At 64.0% G+C, this 23,324-nt stretch carries 29 protein-coding genes; 6 read left to right on the plus strand and 23 right to left on the minus strand.

The genetic code is table 11. The features are described from left to right. The first annotated feature begins 72 nt into the window (after positions 1-72). From AC3QL2_RS05105 to AC3QL2_RS05115, 3 genes are all read left to right on the plus strand, one after another. Complete coding sequence (locus tag AC3QL2_RS05105; RefSeq protein WP_493232106.1) at positions 73-1,572, plus strand: M48 family metalloprotease; 1,500 nt, start codon at positions 73-75, stop codon at positions 1,570-1,572. Positions 1,573-1,655: 83 nt separating this feature from the next. Beyond that, the gene (locus AC3QL2_RS05110; RefSeq protein ID WP_493232105.1) at positions 1,656-2,195 is read left to right on the plus strand and encodes a Spy/CpxP family protein refolding chaperone; all 540 of its coding nucleotides are present in this window, start codon (positions 1,656-1,658) and stop codon (positions 2,193-2,195) included. Positions 2,196-2,347: 152 nt separating this feature from the next. Then, entirely contained in the window at positions 2,348-2,809 is a 462-nt protein-coding gene (locus AC3QL2_RS05115; protein WP_493232103.1) for an Lrp/AsnC ligand binding domain-containing protein, read from the plus strand. A 46-nt stretch (positions 2,810-2,855) separates the two neighbouring features. On the opposite strand, the gene tssA is transcribed toward AC3QL2_RS05115, so the two are convergent. From tssA to hisB, 11 genes are all read right to left on the minus strand, one after another. Beyond that, positions 2,856-3,944: a type VI secretion system protein TssA gene (tssA, locus tag AC3QL2_RS05120; protein ID WP_493232102.1), complete on the minus strand. Its 1,089-nt coding sequence runs from the start codon at positions 3,942-3,944 to the stop codon at positions 2,856-2,858. 186 nt (positions 3,945-4,130) lie between these two features. Further along, a complete protein-coding gene (tatC, locus tag AC3QL2_RS05125; RefSeq protein ID WP_493232100.1) occupies positions 4,131-4,868 on the minus strand; it encodes a twin-arginine translocase subunit TatC in 738 nt (245 codons plus the stop codon). Then, positions 4,865-5,386, minus strand: a complete 522-nt coding sequence (gene tatB / locus AC3QL2_RS05130) for a Sec-independent protein translocase protein TatB (protein WP_493232098.1) — start codon at positions 5,384-5,386, stop codon at positions 4,865-4,867. The genes tatC and tatB overlap by 4 nt, the downstream gene beginning before the upstream one ends. Positions 5,387-5,490: 104 nt before the next feature. Then, a complete protein-coding gene (tatA, locus tag AC3QL2_RS05135; protein ID WP_374486293.1) occupies positions 5,491-5,718 on the minus strand; it encodes a Sec-independent protein translocase subunit TatA in 228 nt (75 codons plus the stop codon). Positions 5,719-5,736: 18 nt separating this feature from the next. Beyond that, the gene (locus AC3QL2_RS05140; protein ID WP_493232097.1) at positions 5,737-6,084 is read right to left on the minus strand and encodes a histidine triad nucleotide-binding protein; all 348 of its coding nucleotides are present in this window, start codon (positions 6,082-6,084) and stop codon (positions 5,737-5,739) included. A gap of 13 nt (positions 6,085-6,097) precedes the next feature. Further along, positions 6,098-6,424: a phosphoribosyl-ATP diphosphatase gene (locus AC3QL2_RS05145; RefSeq protein ID WP_493232095.1), complete on the minus strand. Its 327-nt coding sequence runs from the start codon at positions 6,422-6,424 to the stop codon at positions 6,098-6,100. Continuing rightward, the gene (hisI, locus tag AC3QL2_RS05150; protein ID WP_493232094.1) at positions 6,421-6,813 is read right to left on the minus strand and encodes a phosphoribosyl-AMP cyclohydrolase; all 393 of its coding nucleotides are present in this window, start codon (positions 6,811-6,813) and stop codon (positions 6,421-6,423) included. The genes AC3QL2_RS05145 and hisI overlap by 4 nt, the downstream gene beginning before the upstream one ends. Next, a complete protein-coding gene (hisF, locus tag AC3QL2_RS05155; protein ID WP_481119292.1) occupies positions 6,810-7,568 on the minus strand; it encodes an imidazole glycerol phosphate synthase subunit HisF in 759 nt (252 codons plus the stop codon). Before hisF ends, hisI begins: the two co-directional genes overlap by 4 nt. A 3-nt stretch (positions 7,569-7,571) precedes the next feature. Beyond that, positions 7,572-8,318 (minus strand): 1-(5-phosphoribosyl)-5-[(5-phosphoribosylamino)methylideneamino]imidazole-4-carboxamide isomerase, encoded by a 747-nt coding sequence (gene hisA, locus AC3QL2_RS05160; protein WP_493232092.1) that lies wholly within the window; start codon positions 8,316-8,318, stop codon positions 7,572-7,574. A 65-nt stretch (positions 8,319-8,383) separates the two neighbouring features. Continuing rightward, positions 8,384-9,022: an imidazole glycerol phosphate synthase subunit HisH gene (gene hisH, locus AC3QL2_RS05165; RefSeq protein WP_493232090.1), complete on the minus strand. Its 639-nt coding sequence runs from the start codon at positions 9,020-9,022 to the stop codon at positions 8,384-8,386. Then, on the minus strand, positions 9,019-9,606 hold the full coding sequence (gene hisB / locus AC3QL2_RS05170; protein WP_374486300.1) for an imidazoleglycerol-phosphate dehydratase HisB: 588 nt from the start codon (positions 9,604-9,606) through the stop codon (positions 9,019-9,021). The genes hisH and hisB overlap by 4 nt, the downstream gene beginning before the upstream one ends. Before the next feature lie 109 nt (positions 9,607-9,715). Between hisB and hisC the strand changes: the two genes are divergently transcribed. After that, complete coding sequence (gene hisC / locus AC3QL2_RS05175) at positions 9,716-10,807, plus strand: histidinol-phosphate transaminase (protein ID WP_493232088.1); 1,092 nt, start codon at positions 9,716-9,718, stop codon at positions 10,805-10,807. Positions 10,808-10,882: 75 nt separating this feature from the next. Here hisC and hisD read toward each other — a convergent pair whose 3' ends face one another. Both hisD and hisG read right to left on the minus strand, forming a co-directional pair. Beyond that, positions 10,883-12,199, minus strand: a complete 1,317-nt coding sequence (hisD, locus tag AC3QL2_RS05180; protein ID WP_493232087.1) for a histidinol dehydrogenase — start codon at positions 12,197-12,199, stop codon at positions 10,883-10,885. Next, positions 12,196-12,840 carry an ATP phosphoribosyltransferase gene (hisG, locus tag AC3QL2_RS05185; RefSeq protein ID WP_481119298.1) on the minus strand — a complete coding sequence of 215 codons (645 nt, stop codon included), beginning with the start codon at positions 12,838-12,840 and terminating at the stop codon, positions 12,196-12,198. Before hisG ends, hisD begins: the two co-directional genes overlap by 4 nt. 171 nt (positions 12,841-13,011) lie before the next feature. Here hisG and rnk point away from each other — a divergent pair, with 171 nt between their 5' ends. Beyond that, entirely contained in the window at positions 13,012-13,395 is a 384-nt protein-coding gene (gene rnk, locus AC3QL2_RS05190) for a nucleoside diphosphate kinase regulator (protein WP_493232086.1), read from the plus strand. Between the two features lie 48 nt (positions 13,396-13,443). On the opposite strand, the gene murA is transcribed toward rnk, so the two are convergent. The 10 genes from murA to AC3QL2_RS05240 form a co-directional block, all read right to left on the minus strand. Continuing rightward, positions 13,444-14,694: a UDP-N-acetylglucosamine 1-carboxyvinyltransferase gene (murA, locus tag AC3QL2_RS05195; RefSeq protein ID WP_493232084.1), complete on the minus strand. Its 1,251-nt coding sequence runs from the start codon at positions 14,692-14,694 to the stop codon at positions 13,444-13,446. Between the two features lie 14 nt (positions 14,695-14,708). Then, positions 14,709-14,963 (minus strand): BolA family protein, encoded by a 255-nt coding sequence (locus tag AC3QL2_RS05200; RefSeq protein WP_493232083.1) that lies wholly within the window; start codon positions 14,961-14,963, stop codon positions 14,709-14,711. Positions 14,964-14,972: 9 nt separating this feature from the next. Next, the gene (locus AC3QL2_RS05205) at positions 14,973-15,728 is read right to left on the minus strand and encodes an ABC transporter permease (protein ID WP_493232081.1); all 756 of its coding nucleotides are present in this window, start codon (positions 15,726-15,728) and stop codon (positions 14,973-14,975) included. Between the two features lie 6 nt (positions 15,729-15,734). Then, entirely contained in the window at positions 15,735-16,637 is a 903-nt protein-coding gene (locus AC3QL2_RS05210) for an ABC transporter ATP-binding protein (protein WP_493232079.1), read from the minus strand. Between the two features lie 14 nt (positions 16,638-16,651). Next, positions 16,652-16,936, minus strand: a complete 285-nt coding sequence (locus AC3QL2_RS05215) for an STAS domain-containing protein (RefSeq protein WP_493232078.1) — start codon at positions 16,934-16,936, stop codon at positions 16,652-16,654. Further along, a complete protein-coding gene (locus AC3QL2_RS05220; RefSeq protein WP_493232076.1) occupies positions 16,933-17,565 on the minus strand; it encodes an MlaC/ttg2D family ABC transporter substrate-binding protein in 633 nt (210 codons plus the stop codon). The genes AC3QL2_RS05215 and AC3QL2_RS05220 overlap by 4 nt, the downstream gene beginning before the upstream one ends. Next, positions 17,562-18,386, minus strand: a complete 825-nt coding sequence (locus tag AC3QL2_RS05225; protein WP_493232074.1) for an MlaA family lipoprotein — start codon at positions 18,384-18,386, stop codon at positions 17,562-17,564. Before AC3QL2_RS05225 ends, AC3QL2_RS05220 begins: the two co-directional genes overlap by 4 nt. Positions 18,387-18,453: 67 nt before the next feature. Next, positions 18,454-18,930, minus strand: a complete 477-nt coding sequence (gene mlaD / locus AC3QL2_RS05230; RefSeq protein WP_493232073.1) for an outer membrane lipid asymmetry maintenance protein MlaD — start codon at positions 18,928-18,930, stop codon at positions 18,454-18,456. Continuing rightward, positions 18,930-19,712: a lipid asymmetry maintenance ABC transporter permease subunit MlaE gene (mlaE, locus tag AC3QL2_RS05235; protein WP_493232071.1), complete on the minus strand. Its 783-nt coding sequence runs from the start codon at positions 19,710-19,712 to the stop codon at positions 18,930-18,932. Before mlaE ends, mlaD begins: the two co-directional genes overlap by 1 nt. Next, complete coding sequence (locus tag AC3QL2_RS05240; RefSeq protein WP_493232069.1) at positions 19,712-20,515, minus strand: ABC transporter ATP-binding protein; 804 nt, start codon at positions 20,513-20,515, stop codon at positions 19,712-19,714. The genes mlaE and AC3QL2_RS05240 overlap by 1 nt, the downstream gene beginning before the upstream one ends. A 178-nt stretch (positions 20,516-20,693) precedes the next feature. Here AC3QL2_RS05240 and leuS point away from each other — a divergent pair, with 178 nt between their 5' ends. Further along, positions 20,694-23,318 carry a leucine--tRNA ligase gene (leuS, locus tag AC3QL2_RS05245; RefSeq protein WP_493232068.1) on the plus strand — a complete coding sequence of 875 codons (2,625 nt, stop codon included), beginning with the start codon at positions 20,694-20,696 and terminating at the stop codon, positions 23,316-23,318. The last annotated feature ends 6 nt before the right edge of the window (positions 23,319-23,324 follow it).

Here is a 23,324-nt window from a genome sequence, read left to right on the forward strand (position 1 = left end):
CGTCGCAAACCGGGATTAACAGCCTGCTCCGCGAAGATTTCACTCAACTTCCGCGGCATCTCCATCATTGTCATGAAAAAGTGCTTTCGCCTGACGAGCCTCGCCATCGCCCTGCTTTTCGGCGCCGGCGCCAGCGCTGCGCAGCTGCCGGATCTGGGCGAGGCATCGGCGGCCATCGTTAGCCCGCAGATGGAACAGACACTCGGCGCCCAGAGCATGCAAAGCCTGCACGCCAGCGGCGCCTGGCTCGACGACCCGGAAGTCAATGCCTACCTAGAAAACCTGGGGCGGCGCCTGCTGCAGCGCGACCCGGAGACGGCCCGCGAGTCCTTCGAGTTCTTCGCCGTCGCATCCAATGAACTCAACGCCTTTGCGCTGCCCGGCGGACATGTGGGCGTCAATACTGCGCTGATCCTCGCCACGCAAAACGAAAGCGAGCTGGCCTCAGTAATGGCCCACGAAATCAGCCACGTCTCCCAGCACCACATCGCGCGCCAGATCGCCGGCCAGGCGGGCAATCAGGTCCTGTCCATCGCCGCGATGCTCGGCGCCCTCATCGCGGCGGGTACCGGCAACGGCCAGGCGGCCATGGCCGCGATGACCGGCGTCGGCGCCGCCCAGATCCAGAGCCAGATCAACTACACACGCGAGCACGAACAGGAAGCCGACCGCATCGGTTTTCAACTGCTGACCAACGCCGGCTTCGACCCGCGCGCGATGGCCAGCTTCTTCGAGCGCCTCCAGCAGGCCACCCGCCTGGCCGACTCCGCCAGCGTCCCGTCCTACCTGCGGACCCACCCGCTGACCCACGAACGCATCGCCGAGGCCCAGGACCGGGCATTCGCCAGCACCTACAAGCAGGTGCCGGACAGCCAGGAATACAAGCTCGTCCGGGCCCTGCTGCGCAGCTACGAAGGCCAGCCACGGGAAGCCGTGGCCCGTTTCACCACTGATCTGCAGGAAGGCAGTTACCGGGATCGCAACGCCCTCCGCTATGGCCTCGCCGCCGCCTATCTGCGCGCGCAGGATTTCCCCGCAGCCGAGAAGGAACTTGCCGGGCTGGAACGGGAGAAGGTCCATCACCCGATGATCGAGGCGCTCGCCGGCCAGGTGCTCACCCAGTCAGGGCAGAACGAGGCCGCCCGGCAGCGCTATGAAGCCGCCCTGAAGCGCTATCCCGGCCATCTGCAACTGGTCTACGACTACCCTCGGCTGCTGATCAAGACCCGGGACTTCGGACCCGCGCTCCAGTTTGCCGAGGCGCATCTCCTGCAGCGCCCGCAGGACCCCGACCTGCACCAGATCGCAGCGGAAGCGGCTGCGGCCCAGGGCCTCAACCAGAAGTCGCACCTCCACCAAGGGGAGTATTACGCCGCCATCGGCAACACCCGCAGCGCCCTCGAACAATTCGAACTGGCACTGAAGAGCGCCGATGGCGACCACCGCGACCAACTCATCGTGGAAAGCCGGCTGGACGCACTCCGCGCCCGGCAGAAGGAAGAGCAGCAAACCAGGGGGACGTCCGCCCAATACGCGGAAAAACTCTCTTTACCGGCATTTACAGGCAGGTGACCGCCCTTTACCCCGTTCGCCGCGAGAATTTCAGTCATCAGGCTGATCCCCCTGATGTACCCAATCAACGTTTGGAGACTGCAATGAAACTGCCTCGAAATCTTCTTTCCGCCCTGCTGGTGAGCATCGGCATCGTCGCCATTCCGTTCGCCGTCCAGGCTGGCGGGGCCGGCGGCCACTGCAATAGACCGGCTCCGCATGGTTTCGGTCCGGGGATGGAATCCGGCATGCACGGCGACGGCATTCCCCCACTGCCCTTCCTGCGCGACCTGAACCTGACCGAAGGCCAGCGGGACCAGATCTTCAAGATCTTCCATGAACAGGCCCCGACATTCCGGGAGAAGGCCAAGGAAATCCGCAAGAGCCATGAGGAGCTTCGTGCCCTCACCTTCTCGGCCCAGTACGACGAAGCCAAGGTCAAGGCACTTGCCGAGCAGGGCGCCAAGGCCGAAGCCGAAATGGCCCAACTCCGCGCCGCGAACCTGAACAAGGTCTATCAGATCTTGACCCCGGAACAGCGCAAGAAGGCGGATGAGCGCAAGGCCGAATTCGAAGCCCGCGGCTCCCGCCACCTGCAGCTCCCGCCTCCCGCGGACGGCCGCGCTCCGGCACGGCGCGGCTGAACGGTCCGTTCCCGCGCACGTGCCCAGGGTCCGGCAAGCCTCTCGCCCGTGAGATGACCAGATCGCCGCTGAGCGATCTGGTCGACTCCTTTTCAGCGGCCACCCAGCTCAATCCTGAAACCCACCCTCTTCAACTCATAAGGAATGCACCCATGCGCGACCTCGACCCAATCGACCGAAACATCCTCGACCACCTACAGCAGGATGGTCGCATCACCATGACAGATCTGGCCACGCGCATCGGTCTGTCGGCTACGCCCTGTACCGAACGGGTCCGTCGGCTGGAGCGCGAGGGCTTCATCACTGGCTATCATGCCCGCCTGAACCCCCACGCACTGGGCCTGAAACTGCTTGTCTTTGTCGAAATCCGCCTCAGCGCGAAATGCGAGGAGATTTTCGACAAGGTCAAACAAGAACTGCTGCAGATCCCATCGGTGATGGAGTGCCACATGGTCTCCGGGGACTTCGACTATCTCGTCAAGGCCCGGCTCGCCGAAATGCACGACTATCGCAAGCTGCTGAGCAGCATCCTCCACCAGCTGCCGCCCCACGCGGACTCCCGCAGCTATGTGGTCATGGAGGAACTGAAGGAAAGCCTGTACGTGGCCACCTGACGGCGGAGCCACGCCCTGTGAAGACAGCGCGCTGGCCCAACTGCCGTCAATCCGCAGCCGGAGCAGCCGAGCACTCCAACCCCAGCAGCTCTTCCATCCGGAACAGCACGGCCTCGTCCTTCACCACACTGCGCAGCCATTCATGCAGGGGCATGCGCCCCCATCGGGCTGCCTTGTCGGCCAGGTAGGCCACCGGGCTGTGGGGCTCGGTCTGCCGGAAATAGGCGGCGATCAGCTCGAGCTGCTGGATGGCCTGGGCGCGCGACTGGATGGCCTGCACGCGGAACTCCGCTCCGCCCCCGCCGCCATGAACCGGTGCTTGAGCCGGCACATGCAGGGAGCCGGACTCGGCGGCGGCTGGCGCCCTGACAGCCCCGGCGTCCTCGCCCGCCCCCAGATACGGCCTGAGACTTCTGGAAAGATCATCCAGGACATCGATGCTTGCGCCGAACGACGGACCAGACTCGCCCATCCGGGCATCGAGGAAACCACGTAGCCCCTGCATGCAGGCCGTGAGGCGCTCGATCCCGGCGAGACTGGCAAGAAGGTGCTGCCGCGGCGTGTCACGCATCGCGGCATCGAGGGTGGCCAGCACATCGCCGGGGCGACCTTCGTCGGACTCATGCCCCGACTGTTCCGCGTCCGCAGCATGGCCGCGCGCCCGCTCCCGGGCCAGCAGGCTGAAAACCCCTTTCGGTGAATGCGACAGGGGAAGCTCGCGCAGCAGCCGTACCGTCTGCGCCAGCCACCAGTCGAACACTCCAGCCCGCGGCTCCTGGTTTCCATCCTCCTCCGGCAGGGGATGCAGCCCGTCCCAGAAGCGCTCGCACAGACCGAGCAGAAGTTCGTAGCCATCGGCCAGGCCGGCCAGGCCGTCACGCTTGCAGCGGGCTTCGGCAAACCAGGCGGCAACACGCAGATCCTTGGTACGGCGCGCCAGCAGGTCCGAACTCAGGCGCACGACAGCGGCCCAATCCGCCTCCTTGATCTCCGCCACCCACTCGCCTTGGGCGAGGGTCGGATCGTCGAAGCGCCGCGCCTCCTGGAGCGCATCGAACTCCGCCGAGAACGACAAGTCCTCGCCACACGGACCAGCGGAGTTTTCAAGCGGGGACAGCAGTTCCGGAAGATTCATCGAGGCCTCCTGCAAGGGATCTGAAAAGGCCAGGATGATGCACAAAAAATACACCAATGTCATCAATCGGGAGCCCCCCCTACCCGTGGAGCACTCGCTCCATGCCGGCTCGACGTCCATCGCGCAAAAGCAGCAGGCGCGGTGCAACCCAAACGAAAGGGGCGCTATACGCGCCCCTTTTTGTTGTCACTCAGCGGCAGCCTCTATGTGCCCCTTGCTGACGAAGCGCGCCAGGAATATGCCTAGCTCGTACAGCAGGCACATCGGGATGGCCAGCATGAGCTGGGAAACGACATCCGGCGGCGTGACGACGGCGGCAACCACGAAGGCCCCCACGATCACGTAGGGACGCGCCTCCTTGAGCTTGGCCACATCCACCACGCCCATTTTGGTCAGGATGATGACGAAGACCGGCACCTCAAAAGTGATGCCAAAGGCCAGGAACATGGACATCACGAAGGACAGGTACTGCTCGATGTCCGGCGCCGGCGTGATGCTCTTTGGCGCAAAGGTGTTAATAAACTTGAAAACAGTGCCAAAGACGAAGAAGTAACAGAACGCCATCCCCGCCACGAACAGCACCGTACTGCCAACCACCAGCGGCAGGGCCAGACGCTTTTCATGCGCATACAACCCCGGCGCAATGAAAGCCCAGGCCTGATAGAGGAGGAAGGGCAAGGCAATGACGAAGGCCACCATGAGAGTGACTTTCATCGGCACGAAGAACGGCGTGACGACGCCCGTGGCAATCATGCGGGTGCCTTCGGGCAGGGCCTGCATCATCGGATGGGCGAGAACGTCGTAGATATCGCCGGCCCAGGGCATCAGGCAGGCGAAGACGACCACCAGCGCAACCACGCAGCGCAGCAGGCGGTCGCGCAGTTCGATGAGGTGGGAGATGAAGCTGTCTTCCTGAACGCTCATGTTGTCTTGGAACTCTTGGATGCGGGCTCAGGACGGTCGATATCGAGCGCCAGCTGGCGCTCGTCCAGTTCCGGACTGGGCATCACCATCGTATCGGGCATGGCTTCAACGTCCAGCGGCGACGTGGCAGGCGCAGCCTGGGCCAGTTGCTCCGGAGCCGCAGATACAGCCGTCTCCACGGCAGGTTCAGCCGAAGCCTTGAAACTGCTTTCCAGGTCGGCAACGGCCGACGACGCGGACTGCAGAGACGAGGCAACGCCGCTTTCGATTCCGGCGACCTCGCTCCGGACCGTGGACTCGAATTCCATCGCCGACTTGCGGGCCTCTTCCTGCAGGCGCTTGAGTTCGTCGAGCTGCATCTCGCGATTGATGTCCGATTTGACGTCGGCCACATAGCGCTGCAGACGCCCCAGGATGTGGCCGGTGGTGCGTGCCACCTTGGGCAGGCGCTCGGGCCCGAGCACCAGCAGGGCTACGATACCGATGACTACGAGTTCAGAAAAACCGATGTCGAACATTCCATCTGCCTAAGGAGAGTGAGCGCTGATCGCGGGCACACCGCATCAGAAACGAAAAGAGGGGCGTGATGCGCCCCTCCTCCGCGACTGACGCGGGAACGGGATCAGGACTTGTTCTTTTCCCGCGCTTCCGCGTCGATGGTTTGACCGCTGCCAGAAGCGATCTTCTGGTTCGCGTCGCCGGCTCCCTGGTCGGCATCACGCATGCCTTCCTTGAAGCCCTTGACCGCCCCACCGAGATCCTGCCCGATGTTGCGCAGCTTCTTGGTGCCGAACACGAGCATCACGATCACCAGAACGATCAGCCAGTGCCAAATGCTGAATGAACCCATTCAAAAATCTCCTTGAAACTACCGTTTAAGCATCGGCCCGACCGGCTCTTGCCCACCAACGATGTGCATGTGCACATGCATGACTTCCTGCCCGCCGACGCGACCGGTATTGATGATGGACCGGAAGCCATCGGGACTTCCTTGATCGGCGGCAATCTGGTTGGCCAGGACCAGCATCTTGCCGAAGACGGGGATGTCTTCCGGCGTGGCGTGTGCCAGCGACGTGACATGCTTCTTCGGGATGACCAGCACGTGGACCGGACGCTGAGGCTGGATGTCCTTGAAAGCCAGCACCTCGTCGTCTTCATAGACCTTTGCCGCCGGGATCTCGCCCCGGACGATACGGCAGAACAGACAGTCGTGCATCGCGAAAATTCCCTTACTTGGCGCTGCGGGACTTCTTCTCGTCGATGCCCGACACGCCTTCGCGGCGGCGGAACTCGGCGAGCACGTCGTCCACCGACAGACCGTAGTGGGCCAGCAGGACCATGGTATGGAACCACAGGTCGGTGACTTCCCACACCACGTGCAGCAGATCCTTGTCCTTGGCCGCCATGATGGTCTCGGCGGCTTCCTCGGCGACCTTCTTGCATATGGCGTCGGTGCCCTTGTGGAACAGGCTGGAGACGTAGGAGGACTCGGGGCTGGCTTCCTTACGCTCGGCAAGAGTTTGCGCCACCCGGTGCAGCACTTCGATGTCGATCATTTGTATATGTCCTTCGGGTCTTTGAGAACCGGTTCCACAGCCTCCCAGCGGCCGTCGGCGAAGTATTTCTGGAAGAAGCAGCTGCGCCGCCCGGTATGGCAGGCAATGCCGCCGACCTGCTCGATCTTCAGGAGCACCACGTCGTTGTCGCAGTCGACACGGATCTCACGAATCTTCTGCGTGTGGCCGGACTCCTCGCCCTTGTGCCACAGACGCCCACGGGAACGCGAGAAATACACCGCTTCACCGAGTTCGGCAGTCTTGGCCAAGGCCTCGCGGTTCATCCACGCGAACATCATCACGTCGCCGGTTTCGGCATCCTGGGCGATGGCCGGGATCAGCCCATCCTTGTCCCAGGCCAGTTCGTCGAGCCATGCAGAATTGCTCACAGGCGCACCTCGATACCGCGGGCGCGCATCAGCTCCTTGGCTTCGCGCACCGTGTGATCACCGAAATGGAAGATACTGGCGGCCAGCACCGCATCCGCCCGCCCCTTGGTGACGCCATCGGCGAGATGGTCGAGACTGCCCACGCCGCCGCTGGCGATGACCGGAATGGACACCGCATCGGATACCGCGCGAGTCAGTTCCAGGTCGAAGCCGTTCTTGGTGCCGTCCCGGTCCATGCTGGTGAGCAGGATCTCGCCGGCACCGAGGGACTCGATACGACGCGCCCATTCGATGGCGTCGAGGCCGGTGCGATTGCGCCCACCGTGGGTGAACACCTCCCACTTGCCCGGCGCTACCTGCTTGGCGTCGATGGCCACCACGATGCACTGGCTGCCGACCTTGCCAGACGCATCGGCCACCACTTGCGGATTATTCACCGCGGCAGTGTTGATGCTGACCTTGTCGGCACCGGCATTGAGCAGGCGGCGCACGTCATCGACGGTCCGCACACCGCCACCGACGGTGAGCGGAATGAAGACCTGTTCGGCGACCTGCTCGACTACGTGCAGGATGATGTTGCGGTCGTCGGAGCTGGCGGTGATGTCGAGGAAGGTGATCTCGTCGGCACCCTGCTCGTCATAGCGGCGGGCAACCTCGACCGGGTCGCCGGCATCGCGCAGTTCGACGAAGTTGACGCCCTTGACGACGCGACCGGCGCTGACGTCGAGGCAGGGAATGATGCGTTTGGCCAGCATGAATCAGTCCGCCGGGCTCAGCTCGTCGGCGCGAGCCTGAGCGGCAGCGAAGTCCAGCGTGCCTTCGTAGATCGCACGGCCGGTGATAGCGCCGGTGATGCCTTCGGACTCGACCGCACACAGGGCTTCCACGTCGGCCAGCGCCGCAATGCCGCCGCTGGCGATAACCGGAATGCGCAGGGCCTGGGCCAGCTTGACGGTGGCTTCGATGTTCACACCGGACAGCATGCCGTCACGGCCAATGTCCGTGTAGATGACGCCTTCGACACCGTAGTCCTCGAACTTCTTGGCGAGGTCCACAACGTCGTGGCCGGTCAGCTTGGACCAGCCGTCCACGGCCACCTTGCCATCCTTGGCATCCAGGCCGACGATGATGTGGCCCGGGAAGGCGCTGCACGCATCGTGCAGGAAACCCGGGTTTTTCACCGCAGCGGTGCCGATGATCACGTAGCTGAGGCCGGCATCGAGATAGCGCTCGATGGTGTCCAGGTCGCGGATGCCGCCACCGAGCTGGACCGGGATCTCGTCGCCGACTTCCTGCAGGATGGACTTGATCGCCGCTTCATTCTTCGGCTTGCCGGCGAAGGCACCGTTGAGGTCCACGAGATGAAGGCGCCGGGCACCTTGGTCGGCCCAGTGACGGGCCGTTGACCGGGGGTCTTCGGAGAAGACCGTGGCAGCGTCCATTTCGCCTTGTTTCAGGCGCACGCAGTGACCGTCCTTGAGGTCAATAGCGGGAATCAGCAGCATAAGAGGAAAGACGGTAAGGAGTTGAAACGGAATGCGGGATGACGAAAAGCCGCGCTTCAGGAATCTCAGGGATTCCAGGTAACGAAGTTGGACAGCAGTTGCAGGCCCGCGTGCGCGCTCTTTTCCGGGTGGAATTGAATGGCGAAGATATTAGCCTGCGCTACCGCGCCGGTAAAGGGGATGCCGTATTCCGTGGTGGCCGCCACAATGGCGGGATCCGCCGGGTCCACATAATAACTGTGCACGTAGTAGAAACGGGCGCCGTCCTCGATGTTGGCCCACAGGGGATGCGCCTGTTTCTGCCACACCTCGTTCCAGCCCATGTGCGGAACCTTCAGGCGCGAACCGTCGGCTGCCACCATCTTGTCAGCGGGGAAACGGCGCACCTCGCCGCGGAAGATGCCAAGCCCCGGCACATTGCCTTCTTCGCTATGCTCGAAGAGCATCTGCTGGCCGATGCAGATCCCCAGGAAGGGCTTGCTGCGGGCCGCCTCGAGCACTGCCGGGCGCAGGCCGCGGGCATCCAGTTCACGCATGCAGTCGGGCATCGCGCCCTGCCCCGGGAAAACCACCCGCTCCGCCGACAGCACTTCGGCCGGATCCGCGGTGATGACAACCTCAACCCCTTTGGAGACGTGCTCGATGGCCTTGGCCACCGAACGCAGGTTGCCCATGCCGTAATCGATGATTGCGATCTTGCTCACAGGGCCCCCTTGGTGGAAGGCACCACACCAGCCTGACGGGGATCCGGCGTAACCGCCATGCGCAGCGCACGGCCAAAGGCCTTGAACACCGTTTCGCACTGGTGATGGGCGTTGCGACCCTTCAGGTTGTCGATGTGCAGGCTGACACCGGCGTGATTCACGAAACCCTGGAAGAACTCATATACCAGCTGGGTGTCCAGCGCGCCGATCGCACCGGCGGTGAAGGGCACGTCAAACTCCAGGCCCGGCCGGCCGGACAGATCGACGACGACCCGCGACAGGGCTTCGTCGAGGGGCACGTAGGCATGACCGTAGCGGGTCAGCCCCTTCTTGTCGCCCAGCGCCTTCGCAAAGGCCTGGCCGACGGTGATGCCGACGTCCTCGACGGTGTGGTGGCCGTCGATGTGCAGGTCGCCGGTGGCCTCGATGTCCAGATCGAAGCAGCCATGGCGGGCGATCTGATCGAGCATGTGGTCGAAGAAACCGATACCGGTATTGAGCTGACTCTTGCCCGAGCCGTCCAGGTCGACCCTGACCCGGATCTGCGTCTCAAGGGTATTGCGGGATATTTCGGCTTGCCGCATTGCGCTTATTTCCAGAAAAACGGTGATGGACTTGGAACGAATGGGGCCATGATAGCATCTAGCGTTTTTACAGTCCCTTGCGGCACTTAGGGTGCTGCGCCGACCTGCCATGAGCCGTTTCTGGAGCCCCGTCGTCCACGGCCTGACCCCTTACGTTCCCGGCGAGCAGCCCAAGCTCGCCAACCTGGTCAAGCTCAACACTAACGAGAACCCCTACCCGCCGAGCCCGCGCGTGCTCGACGCCATCCGCGCCGAGCTCGGTGACGATGCGGACCGCCTGAAGCTCTACCCGGATCCAACCGGAGCACAGCTGAAGGCCGCCGTCGCCCGCCATTTCGACGTGGCGCCGGAGTGGGTTTTCGTCGGCAACAGCTCGGACGAAGTCCTCGCCCACACCTTCCAGGCCCTGCTCAAGCATGACGCGCCGCTGCTGTTCCCGGACATCACCTACAGCTTCTACCCGGTGTACTGCGGGCTGTATGGCATCGATTTCGAAGCCATCCCCCTCGACGGGCACTTCGCGATCCGCGTGGACGACTACCTGTCGCGCGGTGCCGACCGGGTTGGCGGCGTGATTTTCCCGAATCCGAACGCGCCCACCGGCCGCCTGCTGGCGCTCGACGAGATCGCCCGCCTGGCGGAAGGCCTGCCGGACAGCCCGATCGTCATCGACGAGGCCTACGTGGATTTCGGCGGGCTCGACGCAATCCCCACCGCCGTAGCGCTGGTGAAGCGCTACCCCAACGTGCTGGTCACCCAGACCCTGTCCAAGTCGCGCTCCCTTGCCGGCCTGCGCACTGGCTTCGCGATCGGCCAGCCGGAACTCGTCGAAGCCCTGACCCGCGTGAAGGACAGCTTCAACTCCTACCCCCTCGACCGCCTGGCCCTCGTCGGCGCCAGCGCCGCGCTGGACGACGAAGCCTACTTCGAGCAGACCCGCCGGCAGGTCATCGCCAGCCGCGAAACCCTGTCCGGCGATCTCGCCGGGCTGGGCTTCGAGGTGCTGCCATCTGCCGCCAATTTCGTGTTCGCCCGCCATCCGACCCACGATGCTGCGGCCCTGGCCGCAGCGCTGCGCGAACGCAGCATCATCGTGCGCCACTTCAAGGCTGCGCGTATCGATCAGTTCCTGCGCATCACCGTGGGCACCGATGCGCAGTGCACGCTGCTCGTTCAGGCGCTGAAGGCGATCCTGGCCTGATTCTGCGGGTGCCGGCGTTAACGAAAAAGCCGCACCCTCGGGTGCGGCTTTTTCACATCCAACCAAGGGCATGAATCAGCCCTTCAGACGCATCTCCGCCGAACGGGCGTGGGCCTGCAGGCCTTCACCGTGGGCCAGCACCGAGGCGATCCGGCCGAGGGTCTGGGCGCCCTGCTCCGAAATGTCGATGAGGCTGGTGCGCTTCTGGAAGTCGTACACCCCCAGCGGGCTGGAGAAGCGCGCACTGCGCATCGTCGGCAACACGTGGTTGGGGCCGGCGCAGTAGTCGCCGAGGGCCTCGACCGAGTAGTGGCCGATGAAGATCGCGCCGGCGTGGCGGATCTGGTCGATCCACTGGTACGGATCGGCCAGCGACAGCTCCAGGTGTTCCGGCGCGATACGGTTGGCGACCTGACAGGCTTCCGCCAGGTCACGCACCAACACCAGGGCACCGCGATTGGCCAGCGACGTGGCGATGGTGTCGCGGCGCGGCATTTCCGGCAGCAGGCGGGCGATGCTCGCCTCCACCTGGGCAATGAAAGCTTCGTCGGTACACAGCAGGATCGACTGGGCAAGTTCGTCGTGCTCGGCCTGCGCGAACAGGTCCATCGCCACCCAGTCAGGATTGCCGGTGCCGTCGGAGATGATCAGCACCTCGGACGGCCCTGCCACCATGTCGATGCCGACGGTGCCGAAGACGCGGCGCTTGGCGCTTGCCACGTAGGCATTGCCCGGACCGACGATCTTGTCCACCTGCGGGATGGTCTGCGTGCCGTAGGCCAGCGCGGCCACGGCCTGGGCGCCACCGATGGTGAACACGCGATCCACGCCGGTGATCGCGGCGGCGGCCAACACCAACTGGCTGCGCTCGCCACGGGGCGTCGGCACCACCATGATCAGCTCGCCGACGCCGGCCACCTTGGCCGGAATCGCGTTCATCAGCACCGAGCTGGGATAGGACGCACGGCCACCCGGCACGTACAGGCCGACGCGGTCCAGCGGCGTGACCTTCTGGCCCAGACGGGTGCCGGCCATGCCTGCGGACTCGTCGTTGTAGCGCCAGGACTCCAGCACCTGCCGTTCGTGATAGGTGCGCACGCGCGCCGCGGCGGCTTCCAGCGCCTGGCGCTGCTCGTCGCTTAGCCCCGCCAGCGCGGCCTCGAGCTGAACCCGCGGCAGCTCCAGCGCCGCCATGTCGCTCACATCCAGATGATCGAAGCGGCGGGTGTACTCGACAACCGCTGCGTCACCTTTTTTGCGCACGTTCGTCAGGATGTCGCCGACCGCCTGCTCGATGGCCGCATCGGTGCTGCCTTCGAAGGCCAGCAGCGCATCCAGCGTGGCGATGAAGTCGGGTTCGGCGGAAGACAGGCGACGGATCTGGGCGCTCATTTCTTGATGGCTCCTGCAAAGGCCTCCAGCACCGGCTGGATCAGCTCGCGCTTGAGCTTGAGGGAGGCCTGATTGACGACGAGGCGGGAGCTGATCGGCATGATGTCCTCCACCTCCACCAGGTTGTTGGCCTTCAGCGTGCTGCCGGTAGACACCAGGTCGACGATCGCGTCGGCCAGGCCGACCAACGGCGCGAGTTCCATGGAGCCGTAGAGCTTGATCAGGTCCACGTGCATGCCCTTGGCCGCAAAGTGTGCCTTGGCCGCTTTCACGTACTTGGTCGCCACGCGGATGCGCGCACCGCGCTGGACGGCGGCGGCGTAGTCGAACTCCTTCGGCACGGCCACGCACAGGCGGCACTTGGCGATATTGAGGTCCAGCGGCTGGTACAGGCCGGCGCCACCGTGCTCCAGCAGCACGTCCTTGCCGGCGATACCCATGTCCGCCGCACCGTACTGCACGTAGGTCGGCGTATCGGTGGCGCGCACGATGACCAGCCGCACATCCGGCCGGTTGGTGCCGATGATGAGCTTGCGCGACGTCTCCGGGTTATCGGTCGGCGTGATCCCCGCGGCGGCGAGCAGCGGCAGGGTTTCCTCGAAGATTCGGCCCTTCGAGAGGGCAAGCGTAATGCCGTTCAAGATGATGCTCTGTGTGCGTAAAGCGCGATTCTATCCGATTCGGGGAGCCCTTCGCGCCCGATGCGGCGGGACGTTTGCGCAGCGTCCCCTTTCTGCTAGCCTTGGCTCGTGGCTGAACCGCCGTCCGGCGGGATCGGCCATTTTCTTTTGATCGAACCTAAGGAGTACCCAGTGAAACCCGAAATCATCGTGTCCACCCGCGACCTCGAACGCCTCGAAGCCCTGCTGTCCAAGCCGCCCACCCGTAACCGCAGCGATCTCGACGGCCTGCGCGGCGAGCTAGAACGGGCCACCGTAGTCGACGATGAGGACATGCCCGCAGACGTGATCAGCATGAACAGCCGCGCCCGCTTCCGCGAGGAAATGTCCGGACGCGAATACGATCTGACCCTCGCCTGGCCCCACGACGCGGGCAGCAGCGACGGCAAGGTATCGATTTTTTCCCCAGCCGGCAGCGCCCTGCTGGGATTGTCGGTGGGCCAGATCATCGACTGGCACACCCCTGACGGCCACGCCATCCAGCTGAAAGTGCTGGCCGTGACGCCGGGCAGCTAGCCCCGCCTCAGCCATGGGCCGCCGAGGCGGCCCACCCGATTACGCGGCTCAGCGAATTCGCCGGACGCGAGCGCCGAGCGCAGACAGCTTCTCTTCCAGACGCTCGTAGCCACGATCCAGGTGGTAGATGCGATCCACCGTGGTTTCGCCTTCGGCCACCAGTGCCGCGATGATCAGGCTCGCCGACGCACGCAGGTCGGTCGCCATCACCGTCGCACCCTGCAGACGCTCGACGCCCTTCACGAAGGCCGTGTTGCCGTCGATGCGGAGGTCCGCCCCGAGACGCTGCAGCTCGACCGCATGCATGAAGCGGTTTTCGAAGATCGTCTCGCGGATCACCGCCGTGCCGTTGGCCACCGCGTTGATCGCCATGAACTGGGCCTGCATGTCGGTCGGGAAAGCCGGGTAAGGCGCGGTGCGCAGGCTCACCGACGTGAGCCGCTCGGGCGCCTTCAGGCGGATCGCGTCGCGCTCGCCGATCACTTCACAGCCGGCATCCATCAGCTTGTCGATGACCGCATCCAGGTAGCTGGTGGACGTGCCGGTCACGCGGACATCGCCGCCGGTGATGGCTGCCGCGCACAGGTAGGTACCGGTCTCGATGCGGTCCGGCATGATGCGGTGGGTTGCACCATGCAGGGCCGGCACGCCCTTGATGCGGATCACGTCGCCGCCGGCGCCGGAGATCTGCGCGCCCATCGACACCAGGCAGTTGGCCAGATCGACCACTTCCGGCTCGCGGGCGGCGTTTTCGATGACGGTCTCGCCGTCGGCCAGACAGGCCGCCATCATCAGGTTCTCGGTGCCGGTCACGGTGACCATGTCGGTGAACAGGCGGGCGCCCTTCAGCTTGGGCACCTTGGCGTGCACATAGCCATGCTCGACCTTGACCTCGGCCCCCATCGCCTGCAGGCCCTTGATGTGCTGGTCCACCGGGCGGGCGCCGATCGCGCAGCCGCCGGGCAGGCTCACCTGCGCCTCGCCGAAGCGGGCGACGAGCGGGCCGAGCACGAGGATGGAGGCACGCATGGTCTTGACCATCTCGTAGGACGCAACGGGGTTGTTCACCCCACCGGCATCCAGCGTGACGGTGTCGCCATCACGGCTCACCTTGACACCCATCTGTTCGAGCAGGCGCAGCAGCGTGCCAATGTCGTTGAGACGCGGCACATTGGTGAAGGTCACCGGTTCGCTGGTCAGCAGCGCCGCACACAGGATGGGCAGCGCGGCGTTCTTGGCACCGGAAATGGCGATCTCGCCGGACAGGCGGACGCCGCCTTCGATCAGCAGTTTATCCATGCATCAAAGGGCGATCAGCCCAGTTCCTTCTGCAATTCTGCCCATTGGCCGGGCGTAAAGGTCGACAACTGGAGGGCGTGGATCTCGTTGCCCATCAGCTTGCCCAAGGTGGCATACACCGCCTGGTGCTGGCGCACCCGCGGCTTGCCTTCGAAAGCCGGGCTGACGACGATACCCGTGAAATGGGTGCCGTCATCCCCTTCGATCTGCAGGAAATCACATTCGAGACCTGCAGCAATCAGTCGTTCGATTTCAGTCGCCGGAAACATAATCACTCCTCAGGCCCGCAGCTTGTAGCCCCTGGCAAGCATTTGCAGGGTGAGCACCGCGAGCACGACAAAACAGACAGTCACGACTCCGAGGCTCGCCCACGGCGAGACATCGGAGACTCCGAAAAAGCCATACCTGAACCCGTCAATCATGAAGAAAAACGGGTTGAAATGCGACACCCCCTGCCAGAAACCCGGCAGCGAATGGATCGAGTAGAACACGCCGGAGAGCATCGTCAGCGGCATGATCAGGAAGTTCTGGAAGGCCGCCAGCTGGTCGAACTTGTCGGCCCAGATCCCCGCGATCACGCCGAGGCTCGCAAGAAACGCGCCGCCGATCAGCATGAAGGCGACGATCCACAGCGGTTCGGCGAAAGGCAGGTGCGCAAAGGGCAAGGCCGCCAGCAGCACACCGATGCCGCACAGGCTGCCGCGCAGCACCGCCGCCAGCACGTAGGCGGAATAGAACTCCCGGTACGAAATTGGCGGCAACAGCACAAACACGATGTTGCCGGTGATCTTGCTCTGGATCAGCGACGACGAGCTGTTGGCGAAGGCGTTCTGCAGCACCGTCATCATCACCAGGCCCGGCACCAGAAAAGCCGTGTAATTGACGCCCGGAAACGGCTGAACGTGATCCTCCAGCACATGGCCGAAAATCAGTAGATAGAGCACCGCATTGAGCACCGGCGACAGCACCGTCTGGAAGCCTACCTTCCAGAAGCGCAGGCACTCCTTGTACAACAGGGTCTTGAAACCTTCCATGCTGCCTCAGTTCTGGTTCATCACGCCGACGAAGACCTGTTCCAGGTCGGGCTTGCCGAGGGCCATGTCGACGATCTCGGCACCGGCGGACTTGAGGCCGGCAAGCAGATGCCCGACCTCGTCGAAATTATCGAAGCCAAGCACCCATTGCAGGCCATCCCGGGAAAGCACGTGGCCCTCCAGCCCCGGCGACACGACAACGGGCTTCGCCAGCCGCAGTTGCAGCGTATGGCTGGCGAAACGCTGCAGCAGATTGGCCGTCGTGTCCAGTGCCACGATGCGCCCCGCCTTCAGCATGGCGATGCGTCCGCACAGGGACTCGGCCTCTTCGAGGTAGTGGGTGGTCAGCACGATGGTGTGGCCATCCTCGTTCAGCTTGCGGATGAACTGCCACAGGCCATGGCGCAACTCCACGTCCACGCCGGCAGTCGGCTCGTCAAGGACGATGACCGGCGGACGGTGCACCAGCGCCTGGGCCACCAGCGCCCGGCGCTTCATGCCGCCCGACAGCATGCGCATGTTGGAACTGGCTTTCTCGGTGAGGTCCAGGTGATGCAGGATCTCGTCGATCCAGTCGTCGTTGTTGCGGATACCGAAGTAGCCCGACTGGATGCGCAGCATCTCGCGCACGTTGAAGAACGGATCGAAGACCAGCTCCTGCGGCACCACGCCGAGGGCCAGGCGCGCGGCGCGGTAGTCGCGGACCACGTCGTGGCCCATGACTTCCAGCGTGCCGGAATCCGGCCGTGCCAACCCCGCCAGGGAGGAAATCAGAGTGGTCTTGCCGGCCCCGTTGGGGCCGAGCAGGCCGAAGAACTCGCCCTGGGCCACCTCCAGGTCGACGCCGGCCAGGGCCTGCAGGGAACGGAAACGCTTGGTGACGCCGGCAATGCGGATCGCTGGACTCATAAAACCCGACAGGCTCAGCGAGCCAGAGAAAGAATGGAATCGACGTCGTAGAGGGACGCGAGACAGACCAGAGCCGTTGGCGCCCGGTCGATGGAGAGCTGATGCCCGGCGGCCCTGCTGCTGCGCTGCCAGCTCAGCAGCAGGGCCAGCGCAGCGGAATCCACCTGCGTGACGCCAGACAGGTCGACGACACGGTCGCCACCGACGACCTGCTCGCGCCCAGCCTCCGCCACCGCCGCAACGGTAGCGATGGTCAGCGGGCCGCTGAGACTCAGGCGTGCGCCTTCAGCCTGGATCATTTTTTGGCAGCGACCGCGGGGTCGATCTGCTTGTTCTTGTCCTTCAGGGTCTTGATCAGCCCATCGATGCCGCCGGCGCGCACTTCCTGTCCGAACTCGTCACGGTAGTTGGTGACCAGACTCACGCCAGCCACCAGCACGTCGTAGACCTTCCAGTTGTCGCCCTGCTTCTCGAGGTTGTAATCGATCTGCACGGCCTTGGCACCCGCCTGGCGCACTTTGGTACGCACGATCACGTCGGTCTCCTCGGGCTTGGCCTTCAGCGGTTCGAAATCGATCTGCTGGTCACGGTACTTGGTCAGAGCATTGGAATAGGTGCGCACCAGCAGCGTCTTGAATTCCTGGGTCAGCGTGCTCTTCTGGTCGGCGGAAGCCTGCTTCCAGTCCTTGCCGACGGCCAGACGGGTCATGTGGGCGAAGTCGAAGTAAGGCAACACCTTGGTTTCGACCAGACTGACGGCTTTGCGGGTGTCACCGGACTGGATGGCCTTGTCCTGACGGACGATGGAAATCACGTCATCACTGACGCTCTTGACCAGCACATCGGGCGCCACGGTATTGGCAGCGGCGCTGAACTGGATGCCAAGGCCCAGTACCAGCGCGGCAAACAGGGAAGTGAGGCGTTTCATTGGCTTTCCTTCTTGTCGGGGGAGGAAGATTTATCAGTGGCAGCGCCAGCCGCATTCGCGTCGGTGGCCGCCTTGTCCTTATCGGAGGAGTCATCGTCGTCCAGATCTTTTTCGCGCGGCGGCTGGCCGTCGAAGATCTGGTTACGGCGGTACTGGATGTAGAAACTGCGCATGTAGCCGTACTTGTCCAGCGCGGCCTCTTCGGCGGCCGTATCGGCCCCCAGCAGCGCAGCCCGCTTGCTGACGAAGCGCAGGCCGGTCAGGCTGTTGCGAGCGCCGACATCCTCGAGCTGCATGAGCGGATCGAAATGGAAGTCGCCGATGAGCGACACGCCATCCCGGACATTGCTCGGCCCCAGCAAGGGCAGCACAAGGTAAGGACCATCACCGACGCCCCAGCGGCCAAGCGTCTGGCCGAGGTCTTCGTCATGCTTTTCGAGGCCAATCTCGCTCGCAACGTCGAAGACGCCCAGCAGGCCGACCGTGGAGTTGAGCAGGAAGCGCCCGCCGTCGGAGAGACCGTCGACGAACTTGCCCTGTAGCAGGTTATTGACGCCGATCCATACGTCCGCAATGTTGCCGAAGAAGTTCGCGACACCCGTCTTCAGCGGCAGCGGCGCCTGATCGTAGACCTCGGCCACCGGACGCATCACATACTTGTCCGCCTTTTCATTGAGCTGGAAAGTAGCGCGATTCATTGGCTCAAGGGGATCCTTGGGATGCCCGCCGGGCCCTGCACAGCCCGCCACAGCGAACGCCAGCCCAATGGCCAGCGCGCTCCGTCGCAGCAAGGTCGATTCAGGTTTGCTGTTCTTCTTCATTGTCATTCCGGCCCGCGCAAAGCGCGCGGCGCTCTCTGTATTGATCCGCCCCCGCAAGCCTTCTTCCTTACTTTGCGGGTGCCTGCTCTCCTTCAGCCGCCTTGTTGAACATGAACTGGCTGATCAGCTTCTCGAGAACAACGGCGGACTGGGTCTTTTTGATGACCTCACCTGGCGCGAGTGTCTTTTCCTCCCCGCCGGGATCAAGGCCGAGGTACTGCTCGCCGAGCAGGCCTGAGGTCAGGATGTTGGCAAACGTGTCTGTCGGGAACTTGTAGCGCCCGTCCACCGAGAAGACAACTTCGGCCTGAAAGTGTTCATTGTCGTAGCGAATTTCGGTGACCCGCCCGACCAGCACGCCGGCACTCTTCACTGGCGCACGCACCTTGAGGCCGCCGATGTTGTCGAAACGGGCGCTGAGGGTATAGGGCGACTGGATGTCCGACCCGGAAATGCTGGCGACCTTGAGGGCCAGGAACAACAACGCGGCGATACCCATTGCCACGAAAACACCGACCCACAGGTCGAGCGTCGTGCGACTCATCATAGACCTCGGAACATGAAAGACGTCATTACAAAATCGAGCGCCAGAATGGCCAGCGCGGAGCTCACGACGGTACGCGTGATCGCCCGGGACACCCCTTCGGCGGTCGGCACGCAGTCGTAGCCTTCGAACACGGCGATCAACGCGACAGCAACACCGAACACGGAGCTCTTGAAGACGCCGTTGAGCACGTCGTAACGGAAATCGACGGCCGACCGCATCTGCGACCAGAAGGCACCGTCATCGACACCGATGAACACCACCCCGATCAGCCAGCCACCGAAAATCCCCATCGTCGAGAACAGCGCCGCCAGCAGCGGCATGGACACTACGCCGCCCCAGAAGCGCGGCGCCACCACACGGGCGATCGGATTGACCGCCATCATGTCCATCGCCTTGAGCTGCTCGGTCACCTTCATCAGGCCGATTTCCGCCGTCACCGCCGAGCCAGCCCGGCTGGCGAACAGCAGACCAGCCACGACCGGGCCGAGTTCCCGCAACAAGGACAAAGCCACCATCGTGCCCATCGCCTCGCTGGAGCCATAGCGCTGCAGGATTTCATAGCCCTGCAGCCCCAGCACCAGGCCAACGAACAGGCCGGACACCAGGATGATCAGTAGCGACATCACGCCGCTGAAGTACAGCTCGCGGATCGTCAGGTGCAGCCGCATGAAGGACTGCCCCGAGTAACGCAGGATCAATACGAAGAAACGGGCGATGAAGCCCAGTTGCCACACCCCGCTGATCGCTAGGGAGCCCAGCCTTCGCAATACGTCACCCATCAGCCGGCTCCTCCGACCAGCGCCGTCGCGTAGTCGCCGGCGGGATAGTGGAAAGGCACCGGGCCATCGGCCTCGGCGTGCACGAACTGATGCACGAAGGGATCGGAGGTGTTACGGATCTCGTCCGGCGTCCCCTGGGCGACGACCCGCCCTTCGGAAATGAAATAGATGTAGTCCACGATCTGCAGGGACTCCTGGATGTCGTGGGTGACGATCAGCGAGCTCGCGCCAAGCGCGTTGTTGAGGCGGCGGATCAGCTGCCCGATCACACCAAGGGAAATCGGATCGAGGCCGGTGAAGGGCTCGTCGTACATCAGCAGCATCGGATCTAGGGCGATCGTCCGCGCCAGCGCGACGCGGCGCGCCATGCCACCGGAAAGCTCCCCCGGCCGCAACTGGGCAGCACCGCGCAGGCCGACAGCATGCAGCTTCATCAGCACCAGATCGTTGATCAGCTCCGGCGGCAGATCGGTGTGCTCGCGCAGCGGAAAGGCCACGTTGTCAAATACCGTCATGTCGGTGAACAAGGCGCCGAACTGGAACAGCATGCCCATGCGCCGGCGCAGCGTGTACAGATCCTCGCGGTCCAGCGTACCGACATCCTGGCCGTCGACCAGCACGCGACCGCCGACCGCACGCTCCTGCCCGCCGATCAGGCGCAGCAGAGTAGTTTTGCCACAACCGCTGCCTCCCATGATGGCAACCACCTGACCACGCGGAATGGACAGGGAAATGTCGCGCAGGATCATCCGCTCGCCATAGGCGAAGCGCACATTCTCAAGACGGACAAGGGGCTCGGACATAGGAAAATGCTGCATTGCGGGAGCGCGATTGTAACAGACGCATCTGGCCATGACATACACCACGGCTTGATATGAAGAGGAAATGTCTCGTCACATCAATGTCTTGAGCGCGCCCCTGCGGGCTTTACCGGACCGGTTTATAATGCGCGGTTTCGTTCCATCCGCGACTTTTCCGCCCATGCAGGACAAATACCTCCCCGCCGATATCGAACGCGCCGCCCAGCAGCACTGGGACAACTCGGAAGCCTTCCGCGTCACCGCCGACGAGTCGAAGCCCAAGTACTACTGCCTGTCCATGTTCCCGTATCCGTCGGGAAAGCTGCACATGGGCCACGTGCGCAACTACACGATCGGCGACGTGCTGTCCCGCTTCCACAAGATGAAGGGCTACAACGTCCTGCAGCCGATGGGCTGGGACGCTTTCGGCCTGCCCGCCGAGAACGCCGCGATCAAGAACCAGGTGCCGCCGGCCAAGTGGACCTATGACAACATCGCCTACATGAAGCAGCAGCTCAAGTCGCTGGGTTTCGCCATCGACTGGAGCCGCGAGCTGGCCACCTGCACCCCCGAGTACTACAAGTGGAACCAGTGGCTGTTCCTGCGCATGCTCGAAAAGGGCATTGCCGAGCGCAAGACCCAGGTCGTCAACTGGGATCCGGTCGACCAGACCGTGCTCGCCAACGAGCAGGTCATCGACGGCCGCGGCTGGCGCACCGGCGCCCTCGTCGAGAAACGCGAGATCCCCGGCTACTACCTGAAGATCACCGACTACGCCGACGAGCTGCTGTCCGACCTGGACACCCTCGGCGGCTGGCCCGAGCGCGTCAAGCTGATGCAGGCCAACTGGATCGGCAAGAGCACTGGCGTGCGCTTCGCGTTCAGCCACGACATCACGGGCGACGACGGCCAACTCATCAACAATGGCGAGCTGTGGGTGTTCACCACCCGCGCCGACACCATCATGGGCGTCACCTTCTGCGCCGTGGCCGCCGAGCACCCGCTGGCCCTGCACGCTGCCAAGGACAACCCGGCGCTGGCCGCCTTCATCGAGAAGTGCAAGCACGGCTCGGTGATGGAAGCCGACATGGCCACGATGGAGAAGGAAGGCCTGCCCACCGGCCTGTTCGTCACCCACCCGCTGACCGGTAAGCAGGTCGAGGTATGGGTCGGCAACTACGTGCTGATGAGCTACGGCGACGGCGCCGTGATGGGCGTGCCCGCCCACGACGAGCGCGACTTCGCCTTCGCGAAGAAATACAGCCTGCCCATCGCGCAGGTCGTCGCCCTCGGCGACAAGCCCTACTCCACAGGCGCCTGGGAAGAGTGGTACGGCAGCAAAGACGGCGCCTGCGTCAATTCCGGCAAGTACGACGGCCTCGGCTATGAAGCCGCCGTCGACGCGATCGCCGCCGACCTGGCTGCCAAGAACGTCGGCGAGAAGAAGATCCAATGGCGTCTGCGCGACTGGGGCGTCTCCCGCCAGCGCTACTGGGGCTGCCCGATCCCCATCATCCACTGCGACAGCTGCGGCTCGGTGCCGGTGCCCGACGACCAGCTCCCGGTGGTGCTACCCGAAGACTGCGTGCCGGACGGCTCCGGCAACCCGCTGCACAAGCGCGCCGACTTCCTCGACACCCCCTGCCCGTGCTGCGGCAAGCCGGCCCGTCGCGAGACCGACACCATGGACACCTTCGTGGACTCGTCCTGGTACTACGCCCGCTACGCCACCAGGTTCGGCGCCGACAAGATGGTGGACGACGAAACCGGCTACTGGATGACCGTCGACCAGTACATCGGCGGCATCGAGCACGCCATCCTGCACCTGCTCTACTCGCGCTTCTGGACCAAGGTGATGCGCGACATCGGCCTGGTCACCTACCGCGAGCCCTTCGCCCACCTGCTGACCCAGGGCATGGTTCTCAACAACGCCTTCTTCCACAAGCCCGAAGGCGGCGGCAAGAACTACTTCTGGGAAAGCGAGATCGACATCCAGAAGGATGCCAAGGGCCAGATCACCGGCGCGACATTGAAGAAGGACGGCACCGTGCTCGAGCACGAGCTGACCACCATGTCCAAGTCGAAGAACAACGGCGTGGACCCGCAGTCGCTCATCGAGCAATACGGCGCCGACACCGCTCGCTTCTTCATGATGTTCGCCGCGCCGCCCGAACAAACCCTCGAATGGTCCGACGCCGGCGTCGAAGGTGCCTATCGCTTCCTGCGCCGGGTGTGGAGCTTCGGCCACGTGCTCGCCAGCGAGATCCGCCCGCAGATCGGCGCCGAGCGCAGCCTGAACGGCGCCAAACTGCCGGAGGCGCTGGCCGGCTTCCGCCGCGAGATCCACCTGCTCCTCAAGCAGGCCAACTACGACCTCGCCAAGCAGCAGTTCAACACCGTGGCCTCCGCCACGATGAAGATGCTCAACGCCATCGAAAAGGCCCCGCGCGAAGGTGCCCTGGCCGCCGAGGTGATCGAGGAATGCTTCGGCATCCTGCTGCGCGTGCTGTCGCCGCTCACCCCGCACATCAGCCACGCCCTGTGGGCCGAACTCGGCTACGGTGAGGACATTCTCAAGGCCGCCTGGCCGGAGCCCCTCGACGCCGCGCTGGTGCAGGACGAGATCGAGTTAATGCTGCAGGTCAATGGCAAGCTGCGCGGCGCACTGCGCGTGCCGGCCGATGCGGCCAAGGACGCGATCGAAGCGGCCGCACTGGCCAACGAGGCCGCGGTCAAGTTCATGGAAGGCAAGCCGGCCAAGAAGGTCGTCGTCGTTCCCGGCCGCCTCGTCAACATCGTCTGCTGAACGAAA

Source organism: Zoogloea sp. GW822-FHT05C07 (assembly GCF_058800215.1).